This window comes from Ramlibacter agri, assembly GCF_012927085.1.
In the GTDB taxonomy this organism is placed as follows: Bacteria; Pseudomonadota; Gammaproteobacteria; order Burkholderiales; family Burkholderiaceae_C; genus Ramlibacter; species Ramlibacter agri.
This window is the reverse complement of the sequence record NZ_JABBFX010000001.1, coordinates 541,290-555,668: the sequence shown is the minus strand read 5'-3', so window position 1 is coordinate 555,668 and position 14,379 is coordinate 541,290. Positions and strand designations below refer to the sequence as shown.

The window sequence follows — 14,379 nt, the reverse complement described above, 5'->3', positions numbered from 1 at the left end:
ATGGACCGCTTGCCCCTGAACCCCGTGGTCGAGGACATCCTCACCATGGCCGTGAGCGAGTTCGCGGCCCACGGGCTGGCGGGCGCGCGCGTCGACGCCATCGCCGCGCGCACCCGCACCAGCAAGCGGATGCTGTACTACCACTTCGGCAGCAAGGAAGGCCTGTATGCGGCCGCGCTGGACCACGCCTTCCGCGTGGTGCGGCACGCCGAGCCGGACTACGACGCGCTGCCGCCGATGGAGGCGCTGCGCGCCTGGACCGGCTTCGTGTTCGACGCCCACCTGCGGCATCCCGAGTTCGTGCGCATGGTGATGGGCGAGAACCTGGTGGGCGGCCGCTTCCTGCGCGAGGCGGATGGCATCCAGAAGCTCAACCGTGCTGGGGTGGAGGTGCCGGCGCGCATCCTCCGGCGCGGGCAGGCCGAAGGCAGCATGCGGGCCGACGTGCGGGCGATCGACGTCTACACCAACGTGATCGGACTTTCCTTCTACTTCGTGTCCAACCGGCACACGTTTTCGGCGATCTTCGAGCCCGGCAAGGACCCGCAGCAAGCCGCGGACGAGCGCAAACACGTCATCATCGATACCATCGAACGCCAGGTGACCGCTTGCCAGCCATGAACCCACCGACCCTGCGGCATGTCTACGACGCCCTTGTCGACATTGCCCCGCGCCGCGACCTCGGCCGCTCGGCGCGCGGCGAGCGCTTCATCGTCGACATCCTGGGTGGCACCTTCGAGGGCCCCGGCCTGCAGGGCCGGGTGCTGCCCGGCGGCGCCGACCGCCAGCTGCTGCGCGCCGATGGCGTGAAGGAGCTCGATGCGCTGTACGAAATGGAAACGCACGACGGCGCCGTGATCACGGTGCACAACCGCGTCCTCATCGAAGATCCTTCACCGGACGGCCGCTATGTGCGCTCGGTCGTGCAGCTCAGCGCGCCGGAAGGGCCTTATGCCTGGTTGAACCGCCGCGTCTTCGTGGGCACGCTGCAGGGCCTGCAGCCGGAGCGCGCCGCCGTCAAGATCTCGGTCTACCAACTCGCCTAGCATTCGGCCATGGCACGCACCAAGAACAACGCACCCGCCGGCGTCCCGCAACTGCTGCAGGACTGGCGCTTCGACGAACCGCGCAAGAAGATCGACCTGGCCAAGCTCGACCCGGCCGCAAAGCCTTTCTCCAGCGGGGACAAGGCCCTCGACAAGCAGCAGGTGGAGCAGCTGGCCATCGACCTGGACGCCTGCCAGAACCTGCTGTGGGCGAACAAGCGGCCCCGGCTGCTGGTGGTGCTGCAGGGCATCGACACCAGCGGCAAGGACGGCACGCTGCGCGCGGTGTGCGGCCGCATGAGCCCGCTGGGCGTGCGCACGACGGCCTGGAAGGCGCCGAACGAGACGGAGCGTTCGCACGACTTCCTCTGGCGCATCCACCGGCAGATGCCGGCGGCCGGCGAGATCATGGTCTTCAACCGCAGCCATTACGAAGACGTGCTGGTGCCGGTGGTGAACGGCACGCTGGAAGGCGCGGACATCGCGCGGCGCTACGCGCAGATCAACGACTTCGAGCGCCTGCAGCACGAGACGGGCACCGTGGTGCTGAAGTTCATGCTGCACATCTCCCGGCAGGAGCAGCGCGCGCGGCTGCAGGCGCGCATCGACGACCCCACCAAGCGCTGGAAATTCCAGCGCGAGGACCTCGACGTGCGCACCCTGTGGGACGCCTACCAGCAGGCCTATGCCCGCGCCATCGCCGCCACCTCCACGCCGAACGCGCCGTGGATCATCGTGCCGGCGGATTCCAAGACCCACCGCAACCTGATGGTGGCGAGCGTGATCAAGCACACCCTGCAGTCGCTGAAGCTGGAATATCCGGACCAACCGGACATCGCCGGCCTGAAGATTTCCTGAGCCCGGCGGCAGCCCGCCCGGATCCGGGCGTATCAGGGTAAGCCAGGGTTTCTTGTTACTAACCAGATGGTACATTTTCCGTGACCAAGCTGCGGGCACCTGTCCCTGCAGCTGGAACCCCAACACGAAGATGAACCACTCAGTCGCGGCCTCGGAGAACGAGCCCACCGGCCCGGGATCGGTCGCGCACGACGACCTGCCCCACCAGCCGTTTTCGCCGGCCATCGAGCACGCCTTCGACGTGCTGCTCGCGCTGGTCCTGTTCCTCGAGCTGGTGCTGCTGTTCGGCAATACCGCCATGCGCGGAATGTTCAACACCTCGCTGGTCTGGGCCAACGAGGTGGCCGAATATTCGCTGACCAGCCTGGCCTTCATCGGCGGCGCGGTCGCCTATCACCGCGGCCTGCACCTGGTGGTGCGCATCGGCATCGACCAGTTGCCCAGGCGCTGGCAGGAATATGCGGAGTGCGCGCGTCACTACTTCGTGATCGCGGTGGCCATCATCGGCCTGTGCTACGCCTGGCCCATGTGGCACGACTCGTGGACCGTGCTGACGGTGGTGCTGCAGATCCCGAAGTCGTGGACCCTGCTGCCCTTCTTCATCGGCATGGGCCTGACGGTGATCTTCGCGCTGGCGGAACTGCGCCGCCACACGCTGAAGGAAAACATCGTCGCTGGCGCCGCCGTCGCCGTGCTCGTGATCGCCTGGTACCTGGCCTGGTACTTCACCGGCTCCTGGAGCGGCGGCCCGCTGATCGCCTTCGCGCTGGTACTGCTGCTGTTCCTGGTGTTCGCCGGCGTGCCGATTGCCTACGTGCTCTCGGTCACCGCCTACATCGCCATCTACAGCTCGGGCGAAGACATGATGGCCGTGTCGCTGGCCATGTCCAACGGCATCAGCAGCTTCATCCTGCTGGCCGTGCCTTTCTTCATCCTGGCCGGCAACGTCATGACCGACGGCGGCCTCACCAAGCCGCTGGCCGACTGGGTGACCGCGATGGTCGGCCGCATGCGCGGCGGCCTGCTGCAGGCGCTGGTCGTGGCCATGTACATCTTCTCCGGCATCTCCGGCTCCAAGATCGCCGACGTCGCGGCCGTGGGAACCACGCTCAAGGGCATGCTCAAGGAACAGGGCTACGACCCGGCCGAAAGCGCCGCCGTGCTGGCCGCCGCCGGCATCATGGGCGAGACCATTCCGCCCAGCCTGGTGATGATGGTGCTGGCCTCCATCACCACCTTGTCGGTCGCCACCTTCTTCGTGGCCGGCGTCGTGCCCGCCGCGGTGCTGGGCGTGTGCCTGATGATCATCATCCACCGGCGCGCCAAGAAGCATGACTGGCCGCGCTGCGCCCCCATCTCCTGGCCCGAGCGCCTGCGCCTGAGCGGCCGCGCGTTGCCCGCACTGGCGGTGCCCATCATCCTGATCATCGGCATCGTCGGCGGCATCGCGACGACGACCGAGGTGTCCTCGATCGCCGTGGTGTTCTCGATCGTCGTGTCGGTGTTCATCTACCGCGGCATGAACCTGCGCTCCTTCATCCGCACGCTCGCGAGTTCGGGCGCGATGGCCGGCATGGTGCTGTTCATGGTCAGCGCCGGCAGCGCCTTTTCGTGGACGCTGGCGATCAGCGGCCTGCAGTCGGTGGTGACGGACTTCCTGGCACTGCTGGGCGGCTCGGCCTTCGCCTTCATGGTCTTCTCCGTCGTCCTGATGGTGATCATGGGCTCGATCCTGGAAGGCCTGCCTTCGCTGCTGATCTTCGGCCCCATGCTGCTGCAGCTGACCAAGAACTACGGCATCGACCCGATGGCCTACGGCATCGTGATCATCATCTCGATGGGCATCGGCACCTTCATTCCGCCCTTCGGCGTGTGCTACTTCGTGACGTGTTCGGTGATGGACACCACCGTCGAACGGGTGACGCCGCGCTTCCTGCCCTATCTCCTCATGCTGCTGGTCGGCCTGGTCTTCATCGCCATCTTCCCGGCGATCAGCCTGGCCCTGCCGCACGCTTTCAATCTCCACTAGCCCATCAACAACAGGAGTTCATCCCATGAAGACTTCATCCAGCCTTTTCTCCGCCGCCGCCCTCGCCGCCGCCGTGGCCTGCACGCCCGCCCTGGCCCAGAACAAGTTCGTGCTGAAGCTGGCGCACTCCGACTCGGTGGACATGGCCACTTCGCGCAAGGCCGTCATGTCCGATGTCTTCGCCAAGGAAGTGAAGGCACGCAGCAACGGCCGGATCGACGTGCAGGTGTTCGGCGCCGGCGCGCTGGGCGGCGAGAAGGACCTGGTCGAAGGCGTGAAGAACGGCGTCATCCAGGCCGGCCTGGCCTCCGGCGTGATGGCCAACTTCTTCCCCAGCGCGATGGTCACCGACATGCCCTACCTGTTCCCGAACGACGAAGTCGCGGACAAGGTGATGGACGGCCCCTTCGGCCAGAAGCTGTCGGCCGACTTCCAGGCTGCCACCGGCATGCACAACCTGTGCTTCGGTGAAGTGGGCTTCCGCCACTTCTCCACCGGCAAGACCCCGGTGCACGCGCCCAAGGACCTGAAGGGCCTGAAGATCCGCGTGCAGGAGACCCCGCTGTACGTGACCGAGATGAAGGCCCTGGGCGCGCAGCCCACGCCGATCGCCTTCCCCGAGACCTACACCGCGCTGCAGACCGGCGTGGTCGACGGCCAGGAAAACCCCCTGCCCACGTTCATCTTCGCCAAGTTCTACGAAGTGCAGAAGAACGTCACGCTCGATGGCCACAACTACGGCATCGACTGGTTCGTGCTGAGCGACCGCTTCTGGAAGTCGCTGCCGGCCGACCTGCAGAAGGTCGTGGGCGACTCCGCCAAGGCCGCCTGCGCCGCCGAGCGCAAGGCCAACCGCACCTTCACCGCCAACGGCACCAAGATTCTGGCCGAGAAGGGCGTCGCGGTCTACACGCCGACGGCCGCCGAGATGGCCGAATTCCGTGCCGCTGCGCAACCGCCGGTGGTCGAATTCCTGAAGACCAAGGTCGACGCCAAGCTGATCGACAGCATCCAGGCCGCCGTCAAGGACGCCGAAGGCAAGAAGTAAGCAGCGCGCGTCCCATGGCCTCCACCATCCGATGGGGCGTGCTCGGCGCCGCCGCGATCGCCACCGGCCGCACGATGCCGGCGATCCAGGCGGCGCCCAGCGCCACCTTGCTGGCCCTGGCTTCGCGCGACCTCGCCAAGGGACGGCGGGTGGCCGCCGAACTCGGCATCCCGCACGTGCACGCGAGCTACGAGGCGCTGCTGGCCGACCCTGCCATCGACGCCGTCTACGTGCCGCTGCCCAACCAGCTGCACTTCGAGTGGGCGCTGAAAGCGCTGCAGGCGGGCAAGCACGTGCTGTGCGAGAAGCCGCTTTGCATCAGCGCCGAGCAGGTGCGGCAACTGTGCGCCGAGCGGGACCGCAGCGGCAAGCACATCGAGGAGGGCTTCGCCTTCCGCAACCACCCGCAGTGGGCCAAACTCGATGAGGTGATCGCGGCGGGCACCCTAGGCGACGTGCGTTCGGTGCATGCCACGCTGGCCAAGCAGTTCCTCGACCCGGCGGACGTGCGCAACAACCCGGACGCCGGAGGCGGCGCGCTCTACGACCTGGGCTCGTACGCGATCAGCGCCTGCAACCTGGTGTTCAAGCGCGCGCCCGCTCGCGTGGTGGCCACGCTGGATCGCGACCCGAACTTCCGCATCGACCGCCTCTCCAGCGCCTTGCTGGATTACGGCGACCGCCATGCCGCTTTCACCGTCGGCACCCAGGCCGGCTCCGATGCCTGGGGCACGCACCAGCAGTTCTCCGTGCTCGGCTCCAGGGGCTGGCTGCGCATGAACTTCGCGTTCGCGCATGCGCGGCCGACGGCATCGCAGCTGGAAGTGGGCGACGCCAGCAGCGTCGGCGCCTTTCCGACCACGACCTACACCTTCGAGCCGGCCAACCATTACCTGCTGCAGGTGGAGCGCTTCTCCCGCCTGCTGCTGGGCGACAAGGTACCCAGCTGGCCGATCGAGGATGCGCTGGACACCATGCGCACCATCGAAGCGCTGTTTACCTCGGCCCGCCAGGACAGCTGGCAGGACGTCGCGCGCTAGAGATCCACTTTCACCTCCGCCACGTAGCTGCGCTGCGGGTAGGGGTGGAAGTTCCAGTACTGGTAGCCGTTGACGTTGTCGATGCCGAAGGCAAGCCGCGTGGTCTTGCTCGCCTGCCAGGTGGCGCGCAAGTCCACCGTGAAGAACTTGCTGACGCCCATGTAGCTGTAGCCGTTGGTGTCGCTGTTATTCATCGTGCGGAACTGCGGCCCGCTGTAGCGCGCGGCGACGCTGGTGCTGAAACCCGGCAGCCAGCGGTAGGCGGCCACCGCGCTGGCGCGCCAGCGCGGCACGTTGGGCTGCTGCTTGCCGACGGTGTCGCCCGGCACGGCGACGAAGCCGGCGTTCTCCTTGATGATGGAGTCGGCGTAGGTCACGCTGCCGGACAAGTCCATGCCCGTGAGCAGCACGTCGCTGCCTTCATAGGCCAGCTCGACGCCTTGCGTCGCGATGCGGCCGACGTTCTGCACCCGCGTGACGTTGACGTTGGCATTCGCATCGAACAGCGTCTGCGAAAACAAGGCATCGCGCGTGTCTTCTGCAAACAGCGTCACGCGCAGCAGCGCATTGCCCAGGTCCTGTTCCGCGCTCAGCTCGCCGGTCCAGGAACGCTCCGACTTCAGGTTGGGATCGTTGATGAACTGCGCGTTGGTCGTGGAGGTTGCGCCATAGAGTTCCGCCACCGTCGGCATGCGCACAGCGCGCCCCAGCGAGGCCTTCAGCACCGTGGCCGGCCGCCATTGCCAGGACAGCGCCGCCTTCGGCGACCAGAAGTCTTCGCTGCGTCCCGGCCAGTTGGTCGCCACGTTGGCGCCCGGGATGATCGTGCGGCCCGTTGCAGCGGTCCAATGCTCGCCGCGCAGGCCCAGCACGGTCTTCCAGCCCGGCGCGAAGGCCCAGGTGTCCTGGCCCCACAGGCTGCGCAACTGCGTGCGGCCGCCGACTTCGCTGACCAGGCTGCCGGGGTCTCCGGTCAACCAGCTGGCCACCGCGTTGCTGGTCACATAGCGCAGTTCGTAGCTGTCCTGCTGCAGGCCGAAGTCGAACAGGTGCGGCCCGCCCGGGCGCCACGTGCCCTTCCAGGCCAGCGTGTTCCAGCCGGTGCCGTCGCCATCGGCGATGGTGCCGGCGCCACCGCTCGCCGCACCGGGCAAGGTGTTTCCTGCGGCGTTCTGCCGCTTGCGGTCCTCCACGTAGTCGTAGCGGCTGGCCGCCAGCTCCCAGTCGAACACGCCTTGCGTATGCCGCTTCAGCGAAAGCCCCTGCATCACGTGGAACAGGCTTTCGTCGGTGAGCGGCAGGTCGCCGCCCGTGAGCGGCGCGAAGCTGCTGCCGTTGATATTGATCGCGCCGCTGGTGACCGGCTGGCCGGCGGCATTGCGCAGGTAGCTTTCGGACGAACCCTGCGACCGGTTCTGCCAGGCGCCGATGGTGTACGCCGCCCGCAAGGTCGGCGAGATGTCCCAGGCCAGCTTGGCCTTCGCGTGGTCCTGCACGGTGTGGTACTGGGTCGCGGCGCCGACGATGTACCAGGGCTGGCCCGCGCTGTTGCGATCCAGCACGGCGCCGGTCACCGGCTGGCCGGCGCCACCTGACGTGCCACTGGAGACGAGCCGCGTCGCGAAAGTGAGCGGCTGGCTCTCGCTGTCGGTGCGGCTGAAGTCCAGCCACCAGGCCCAGTCGCCTGCGCGGTTGCCCACCGAGGCACTGGCCTCGTAAGCCTGGAAGTTGCCATGCGTGCCGTACAGGTCGAACGGCTGGCTGACGAAGCCGGCCTTGCCGTGCGCCTCGAACCGCTGCGGCATGCGCGTCGTGTATTCCACGACCGCGCCCACCGAGTTGCCCGGATAGGCCGCGGAGAAGGGCCCGTACATGACGTCGACGCGCTCGATCTCCTCCGGCGTCACCAGGCCCCAGCGCGGCGGGAAGCTCAGGCCGCCGACGCCGTTGCCGAGGAAGTTGGACAGCAGGATGCCGTCGGCATAGACCGCCGAACGCGCGCTGTTGCCGGTGCCCGAGGCCCGGCTGGAAAGGATGGCGTGGTTGTAGTCGCCGATATAGCGCTTGCGCACCAGCAGGCTGGGCAGGTACTTCAACGCATCCTCGCTGTCGCGGGCATTGATGGTCTGGTCGATCTGCTCGCGCGTGACGCTTTCGACGGTGGCGGGGATCTGCGTGGGCAGCGAGGTGGGCTGCCCGCCCGTGACGGTGACGACGCCGAGCGAGCGCACGGGGGCCTCGACGGTCTGCGCCGCGAGGACGAAGGGAAAGGCGGCGGCCAGGGCCGCGGCCAGGGGATGGGGACGCACGGAAAACTCCTGATGCGATGGACAGTCGCCCGCGGACGCAGGCGCGTTCCGCGGGAGCGGGCCGGATCAGGAGAAGGCGGGAGGTCCGCGCGCGGGCAGCGGCGCGGCGGAGTGAGGCGGGGGCGGCGCGAAGAGCGCGGGAACAGGAACGACGCTGGCGAGTTCCGCCGGCACGCGGGGCAACTGCGGCAACGGCGGCGGCGCAGCAACGTGCAGGCACAGCACGCAGTGCGCGGCATGGTCGCCCGGCAAGCCTTGCGGCGCGTTGTCCTGCAGCTGGATGCCGGCGCTGGAGCAGACCACGTCCGGAACCGGCGTGGCAAAAGCCGGCGCCAGCACCGCCGCCGCGATGGCCAGCGCGAACCAGGCCAGCACGAGGCGGGCGAGGTGGCGGGCGCGGCGCAGTTGCTGCATGGCCGCGATTATGTCCCCGCCGAGCTTGGACGCAACTGCCCGCCGCCGGTGAATCCGTACGCCGCGAGTGAACCCCGCGCGGCGCTACGCCGGCGAGCGCAAATGCCAGGCCTTCGGCCGTGTGAAGGCCTGGATGCCGTACTTCGACAGGGTCAGCCCCACGCCGGAATCGCCAACCCCGCTCCAGGGCAGGCGCGGGCTGACGCGGTCGCAGCAGTTCCAGTAGACGCTGCCCGCGTGCACGCGTGCCAGGAGGCGCCGCGCGCGCGCCTCGTCCGGCGTGTAGACGCCGGCCGTGAGGCCGTAGCGTGTGTCGTTCATCAGCTTGATCGCCTCCTCGTCATCGGCGACCTGCTGGATGCCGATGACGGGCCCAAAACTTTCCTCGCGCATCAGCTCCATACCGTGGTGCACGTCCACCAGCACGGCCGGCTCGAACCAGTTGCCCGGTCCCGCAAGCGGCGTCGCGTTGCCGGCCAGCAGCTTCGCGCCTTGCCGCACCGCGTCTTCCACCTGCCGCTGCAGCACTTCGAGCTGCGGCCCGCGCGTGAGGGCGCCGATGTAGGTTTCCTCGTTCATCGGGTCGCCGCGCTGCATGCCGCGCACGGTCTTCACGAAAGCCTCGACGAAGGCGTCGTGGATCTTCTCGTGCACGTAGATGCGCTCCACCGAACAGCAGCTCTGGCCGGTGTTGTACATGGCGCCGTCGGCCAGCGACTCGGCGGCGGCCTGCGGGTCTGCATCCTCGCAGACGTAGGTCGGGTCCTTGCCCCCCAGTTCCAGTTGCAGCTTGACGAAACGCTTGCCCACCGTCTCGGCGATGCGCTGGCCCGTGGCATACGAGCCGGTGAAGAACACGCCGTCCACAGGTTGCTCCAGCAGCGCCCGGCCCACTTCGCCGCCGCCGACCAGGACGGTCATCACGTCGCGCGGTACGCCGGCTTCGTGCAGCAGCCGCGCGATTTCCAGGCCGGTGAGCGTGGCGTACTCGGAGGGCTTGTACAGCACCGCATTGCCGGCCAGCAACGCTGGCAGGACGACGTTGCAGCCGACGAACCAGGGATAGTTCCAGGCCGAGATGTTGGCGATGACACCCAGCGGCTCGTGCTGGATCTGCTCGCGCATGCCGCCTTCGTCGTGCACCGTCTCGGCGCCGAGCGCCTGTGGCGTCTCGCCGAGGAAGAAGTCGATGCGCGGCAGCAGCCCGTTCAGCTCGTTGCGCGACATGCGGATCGGCTTGCCGGTCTCGCGCGTCATCGTCGTGGCGAGTTGCTCCAGGTCGCGCACCACGCCCGCACGGAAGCGGGCGATGCAGGCCAGGCGTTCGTTCAGGTGCCGCGCCGCCCAGAGCGGCTGCGCGGTGCGCGCCGCGGCGGCCTTGGCCGCCACCGACTCCGCGTCGTCCGCGGGCAAGGCGATGATCAGCTCCCCGTTGGCGGGGTTGTGGATGGTGAGGGTGCTCATTCTTTGGCGCGGGCGCGGCGCGCGGCCTCCAGGAAGTCGCGCAGCAGCGGCGTGTCGTCCACCACGCCCAGTTCGGGGCGGTGGAACTCGGGATGCCACTGCACGGCGGCGATCCAGGCGTCGCCGCCGTGGCGAATGGCCTCGATCACGCCGTCGGCGGGCGAGACCGCTTCCACCTGGAAGCCGGGCGCGACGTCCTTGATGCCCTGGTGGTGCACGCTGTTGATCTTGTGGCGGCCGCCACCCAGCAGCCGCGCCAGCCGCGAATCGGCCAGGATGTCGACCTGGTGGAAATTGAGGTCGTAGGCTACGGCGTCGCGGTGCACCAGCGCGCCGGGCTTCTGGGTGCTGATGTCCTGGAACAGCGTGCCGCCATGCGCCACGTTGATCAACTGCAGGCCGCGGCAGATGCCGAACACCGGCTTGCCGGCGGCGGCGAAGGCCTTCACCAGCGCGATCTCGTATTCGTCGCGCACGCGGTCACCGTGCCATTCGGGCCGCAGCGGCTTTTCGCCGTAGCTGCCCGGCCAGACGTCGGCGCCACCGTGCATGACGAGGCCGTCCAGGAAGTCCACGTAGTCCTGCACGTGGATCGGGCCGCGGAAGGTGGAACCGCCGAAGGACGGCACCATCACCGGGAAGGCGCCTTCGGACATCAGCCAGTGCGCGGTGGACTGCTCGATCCACAACAAGGTCTTGGACGGCGCCGCTTTGCGCTCGCCATCCGGATGGAAGAAGCAGGCGGAAACGCCGATCCTCAGGCGGTCCATCTCACATCGCCGCTGCGAACAGCCGCTCGAAATCCTGCGGCGTGCACGGCCGCGGGTTGGTCTGGTGGCAGATGTCCTGGAAAGCGATGTCCACCAGCCGCGGAAGCTGCGCGGGCGTGACGCCATGCGTGGCCAGGGTGCCGGTGATGCCGATGTCCTGCTTCAGCTGGCGCAGCCAGGGCACGAAGGCCGCGCCGCCGCCGGCCACTTTGCACACGTGCGCCAGCTCCTCGAACTTCTCCGGCACCGCTTCCTGGTTCCAGGCCAGCACCGTATCGATCATCAGCGCGTTGGCCAGCCCGTGGTGCAGGTCGCAGACGGCGCCCAGCGCATGGGCGCAGGAATGCACCGCGCCCAGGTCTTTCTGGAAGGCGATGGCGCCCATCATGGAAGACATCAGCATGTCGCCGCGCGCCGCCAGGTTGCCGGGCTCCTTCACCGCGGTGCGCAGCGAGCGCGCCGCGATGCGTGCACCTTCCAGCGCGATGCCGTCGCACAACGGGTGGTAGGCCGGCGAGAGATAGCTTTCGATGTTGTGCGTCAGCGCGTCCATGCCGGTGGCCGCGGTCACGTGCGGCGGCAGGCCGACGGTCAGCTCCGGATCGGCGAACACTTTCTGCGCCAGGATCTTCGCGCTGAACACCACGCGCTTGAGGTGCGTCGCGTCCTCGCTGATCACCGAGGAGCGGCCCACCTCCGAGCCTGTGCCAGCCGTCGTCGGCAGCGCGACGAAGTACGGCAACTCCTGCGCGATCACGCGCACCTGCGGATGGTCCCAGCGGTATTCGAGGATGTCGCCTTCGTGCGTGGCCGCAAGGCCCACCACCTTGGCGACGTCGAGCGCCGCTCCGCCGCCGAAGCCGATGACGCAGTCGGCGCGATGCGCCTGGTACGCCGCGGCGCCAGCCATCACCTGGCTGGCGGTCGGATTGCCAGCGACGCCGCTATAGACCGCAACGTCCAGGCCCTGCAGGTGGGAGCGGAATTCAGCCAGCACGGGCAGCGCCGCCAGCGCCTTGTCGGTGACGACCAAGGGCCGCTGCAAGCCCTGCCCGCGCAGGTGCGGCCCCACTTCCTTGCGGGCGCCGGGCCCGAAGCGGATGGCGGTGGGAAAGGCAAAGCTGGCGAGCGTCATGCGGATTCCAGTTGCAGCAGCATGTGGTTCTTGGCGTAGTAGCGGCCGTCCACCTTGATCGCACGCGGCTCGATGCCGAAGCTGCGGAAGCCGGCGCGCTCGTACAGGCGCTGCGCCGCCTCGTTGCCCTCGGTCACCGTCAGCACCAGCGCCTCCAGGCCTTCGGTGCGCGCCTGCGCCACCAGCGCCTCCAGCAGCTTCACGCCCAGCCGCTGGCCGGACGCTTCCGGCGCCACATACATGCCGACCACCGTGGCCTTGTGGCGGTTCTTGGCGCGCGGCTCGCGCTCCAGGCCGACGATGCCGTACAGCTCGTTGCCGCGGAAAGCGCCCCAGAAGGTCGTGCGCGTGGACGCCAACCGCGTTTCGGCGCTGGACACCGGCTGCTGCGCGTCCTCCTCGTAGCTGGAGGTGAAGGCGTCCGGATGCTCGCGCAGGCCGCGCAGGCGCAGCGAGCGGTAGGCCGAGGCGTCGGCGGGATGCAGCAGGCGGATGTGGATGTCGCTCACGTCAGATGATCTCGAAATAGCGTTTGAGCTCCCAGTCTGTCACGCCGTCCTGCCACTGGCGCCATTCCCATTCGCGGGTGGCGGCGAAGTGTTCGACGAAGGTGTCGCCCAGCCAGTCGCGGGCGATGCGCGATTCGCGGAAGATGCGGGTGGTCTCGATCAGCGTGCGCGGCGCCCGCGCGACGCCTTCGCTGCCCTGGTTGGTGCCGGTGATCGGCGGCGTGGTCAGCTTCAGGCCCTGCTCCACGCCATGCAGTCCGGCGGCGATGACGGCAGCCATTGCGAGGTAGGGGTTGACGTCGGCGCCGGGGCAGCGCGTCTCCAGCCGCGTGCCCTTGGGCGAGCCGGCGATCACGCGGAAGCTGGCGGTGCGGTTGTCGATGCCCCAGGTGGGTTTCACCGGCGCCCAGAAGCCGTCGACCAGCCGCTTGTAGCTGTTGATGGTGGGCCAGATCATCGGCCCGAACTCCATCATGCAGGCCACCTGCCCGGCCAGGTAGCTCTCGAACAGCGGGCTCATGCTGCGCGCGTTGCCGCCGTCGAAGAACAGGTTCTTCTTGCCGTCCGACAGGCTCTGGTGGATGTGCCCGCTGCAGCCCGGGTACTTCTGGCTCCACTTCGCCATGAAGCTGGGCATGATGCCGTAGCCCTTGGCGATCTCGCGCGCGCCGGTCTTGAACAGGATGGCGCGGTCGGCCTGCTCCAGCGCGCTCGAAAAGCCGATGGCCACCTCGTACACGCCGGGGCCGGTCTCGGTGTGCAGGCCTTCGATCGGCACGCCGAAGGCCAGCATGTCGTCCATCAGCGCATTGAAGAAGCCGGGGTTGTCGGCCATGCGCAGCAGCGAATAGCCGAACATGCCGGGCGTGATGGGCTCGGGCGGCGCGCCGTTCTTCGCGGCCCACGTGTGTGGCGTCTCGCGGAAGTTGAACCACTCGAATTCCATGCCCGTCATCACCTGGAAGCCGAGCTTCTCCGCGCGCGCCAGCACGCGCTTCAAGGTCTGGCGCGGGCACACCGGATGCGGGGAACCGTCGGCGTTGACGAACTCGCCGAGGAAGAAGGGCACGCCGTTGTCCCAGGGGACGCGGCGCGCCGTGTCGAGGTCGACGCGGGCGAGCGCGTCGGGGTAGCCATGCTGCCAGCCGGTGACGCTGGTGTTGTCGTAGGTGACGTCCAGCATGTCCCAGCCCAGCACCACGTCGCAGAAGCCGAAGCCGCCTTCGGCCGCGCCCTCGAACTTGTCGATGTGCAGGTACTTGCCGCGCAGCACGCCGTCGATGTCGCTCACCGCCACCTTCACCTTGGTGGCGCCTTCCTTCTTCAGTTCGGCGAGGGCAGGATGGTTGACCAAGTGGATTCTCCCGGCTTCGGGAAAATCCTAGCAGGCTACGGCCGGGCGCGGGGGTCCGCGCCGTCGTCAAGTGGTGAAGGGGTCGCGGCATCGGGCGCTACGCCCTCGTCACGGAGATTGCGGTTGCCGTTGCCTTCGCTCAGCTGCGCGAGTTGCTGCGTCAGCAGCTGGCGCTGCAGCGTCCTGCCGAGCTCCTTGGTGTAGTACGCGACTTCGAATTCAGGCCGGCCCCCGGGATGTTTGCGATTCCTGTCGGGCATACGGTCCAGCATGAGCGAGCTTGCGCTCACATTGTGTAGGACATCGCCGAACGCGCCGTCGGACACCGGAGGACAGCGCCCGAACCACGCGTTGACGTCATTGCGGGCCGCGCGCCGGGGCCGTAGGATGGTCCCTCCCTGAA

Annotated in this window: 14 protein-coding genes; 6 read left to right on the top strand and 8 right to left on the bottom strand. The window is 68.1% G+C overall.

Features of this window, described 5'->3' with window-relative positions:
• The 6 genes from HHL11_RS02745 to HHL11_RS02720 all read left to right on the top strand — a co-directional run bounded on the left by HHL11_RS02745 (position 1) and on the right by HHL11_RS02720 (position 6,021).
• Positions 1–621, top strand: a complete 621-nt coding sequence (locus HHL11_RS02745) for a TetR/AcrR family transcriptional regulator (RefSeq protein ID WP_169416887.1) — start codon at positions 1–3, stop codon at positions 619–621.
• On the top strand, positions 618–1,046 hold the full coding sequence (locus tag HHL11_RS02740) for a DUF3237 domain-containing protein (protein ID WP_169416886.1): 429 nt from the start codon (positions 618–620) through the stop codon (positions 1,044–1,046). Before HHL11_RS02745 ends, HHL11_RS02740 begins: the two co-directional genes overlap by 4 nt.
• A 9-nt stretch (positions 1,047–1,055) precedes the next feature.
• A complete protein-coding gene (locus tag HHL11_RS02735) occupies positions 1,056–1,904 on the top strand; it encodes a PPK2 family polyphosphate kinase (RefSeq protein ID WP_169416884.1) in 849 nt (282 codons plus the stop codon).
• Between the two features lie 130 nt (positions 1,905–2,034).
• Complete coding sequence (locus HHL11_RS02730; RefSeq protein ID WP_169416882.1) at positions 2,035–3,933, top strand: TRAP transporter large permease; 1,899 nt, start codon at positions 2,035–2,037, stop codon at positions 3,931–3,933.
• A 25-nt stretch (positions 3,934–3,958) separates the two neighbouring features.
• Positions 3,959–4,981 (top strand): TRAP transporter substrate-binding protein, encoded by a 1,023-nt coding sequence (locus HHL11_RS02725; protein WP_169416881.1) that lies wholly within the window; start codon positions 3,959–3,961, stop codon positions 4,979–4,981.
• 14 nt (positions 4,982–4,995) lie between these two features.
• Positions 4,996–6,021, top strand: coding sequence for a Gfo/Idh/MocA family protein (locus HHL11_RS02720; protein WP_169416879.1), 1,026 nt, complete (start codon positions 4,996–4,998; stop codon positions 6,019–6,021).
• On the opposite strand, the gene HHL11_RS02715 is transcribed toward HHL11_RS02720, so the two are convergent.
• The 8 genes from HHL11_RS02715 to HHL11_RS02680 form a co-directional block, all read right to left on the bottom strand.
• Positions 6,018–8,330, bottom strand: a complete 2,313-nt coding sequence (locus HHL11_RS02715) for a TonB-dependent receptor domain-containing protein (RefSeq protein ID WP_169416878.1) — start codon at positions 8,328–8,330, stop codon at positions 6,018–6,020. The genes HHL11_RS02720 and HHL11_RS02715 overlap by 4 nt on opposite strands.
• A gap of 66 nt (positions 8,331–8,396) precedes the next feature.
• Complete coding sequence (locus HHL11_RS02710; RefSeq protein WP_169416876.1) at positions 8,397–8,744, bottom strand: DUF2946 family protein; 348 nt, start codon at positions 8,742–8,744, stop codon at positions 8,397–8,399.
• An 84-nt stretch (positions 8,745–8,828) separates the two neighbouring features.
• A complete protein-coding gene (locus tag HHL11_RS02705) occupies positions 8,829–10,208 on the bottom strand; it encodes an aldehyde dehydrogenase family protein (RefSeq protein WP_169416874.1) in 1,380 nt (459 codons plus the stop codon).
• Positions 10,205–10,978 (bottom strand): gamma-glutamyl-gamma-aminobutyrate hydrolase family protein, encoded by a 774-nt coding sequence (locus tag HHL11_RS02700; RefSeq protein ID WP_169416873.1) that lies wholly within the window; start codon positions 10,976–10,978, stop codon positions 10,205–10,207. The genes HHL11_RS02705 and HHL11_RS02700 overlap by 4 nt, the downstream gene beginning before the upstream one ends.
• 1 nt (position 10,979) lies before the next feature.
• The gene (locus tag HHL11_RS02695) at positions 10,980–12,113 is read right to left on the bottom strand and encodes an iron-containing alcohol dehydrogenase (RefSeq protein ID WP_169416872.1); all 1,134 of its coding nucleotides are present in this window, start codon (positions 12,111–12,113) and stop codon (positions 10,980–10,982) included.
• Complete coding sequence (locus tag HHL11_RS02690) at positions 12,110–12,622, bottom strand: GNAT family N-acetyltransferase (protein WP_342593164.1); 513 nt, start codon at positions 12,620–12,622, stop codon at positions 12,110–12,112. The genes HHL11_RS02695 and HHL11_RS02690 overlap by 4 nt, the downstream gene beginning before the upstream one ends.
• A 1-nt stretch (position 12,623) precedes the next feature.
• The gene (locus HHL11_RS02685) at positions 12,624–13,976 is read right to left on the bottom strand and encodes a glutamine synthetase family protein (protein ID WP_205964201.1); all 1,353 of its coding nucleotides are present in this window, start codon (positions 13,974–13,976) and stop codon (positions 12,624–12,626) included.
• A 35-nt stretch (positions 13,977–14,011) separates the two neighbouring features.
• Positions 14,012–14,248, bottom strand: coding sequence for a hypothetical protein (locus HHL11_RS02680; protein WP_169416870.1), 237 nt, complete (start codon positions 14,246–14,248; stop codon positions 14,012–14,014).
• Positions 14,249–14,379 lie beyond the last annotated feature (131 nt).

Excerpts from the sequence above, each read along its gene's own strand:
- HHL11_RS02745 (WP_169416887.1), top strand. The coding sequence starts at position 1 with ATGGACCGCTTGCCCCTGAACCCCGTGGTCGAGGACATCCTCACCATG.
- HHL11_RS02740 (WP_169416886.1), top strand. The coding sequence starts at position 618 with ATGAACCCACCGACCCTGCGGCATGTCTACGACGCCCTTGTCGACATT.
- HHL11_RS02735 (WP_169416884.1), top strand. The coding sequence starts at position 1,056 with ATGGCACGCACCAAGAACAACGCACCCGCCGGCGTCCCGCAACTGCTG.
- HHL11_RS02730 (WP_169416882.1), top strand. The coding sequence starts at position 2,035 with ATGAACCACTCAGTCGCGGCCTCGGAGAACGAGCCCACCGGCCCGGGA.
- HHL11_RS02725 (WP_169416881.1), top strand. The coding sequence starts at position 3,959 with ATGAAGACTTCATCCAGCCTTTTCTCCGCCGCCGCCCTCGCCGCCGCC.
- HHL11_RS02720 (WP_169416879.1), top strand. The coding sequence starts at position 4,996 with ATGGCCTCCACCATCCGATGGGGCGTGCTCGGCGCCGCCGCGATCGCC.
- HHL11_RS02710 (WP_169416876.1), bottom strand. The coding sequence starts at position 8,744 with ATGCAGCAACTGCGCCGCGCCCGCCACCTCGCCCGCCTCGTGCTGGCC.
- HHL11_RS02705 (WP_169416874.1), bottom strand. The coding sequence starts at position 10,208 with ATGAGCACCCTCACCATCCACAACCCCGCCAACGGGGAGCTGATCATC.
- HHL11_RS02700 (WP_169416873.1), bottom strand. The coding sequence starts at position 10,978 with ATGGACCGCCTGAGGATCGGCGTTTCCGCCTGCTTCTTCCATCCGGAT.
- HHL11_RS02695 (WP_169416872.1), bottom strand. The coding sequence starts at position 12,113 with ATGACGCTCGCCAGCTTTGCCTTTCCCACCGCCATCCGCTTCGGGCCC.
- HHL11_RS02680 (WP_169416870.1), bottom strand. The coding sequence starts at position 14,248 with ATGCTGGACCGTATGCCCGACAGGAATCGCAAACATCCCGGGGGCCGG.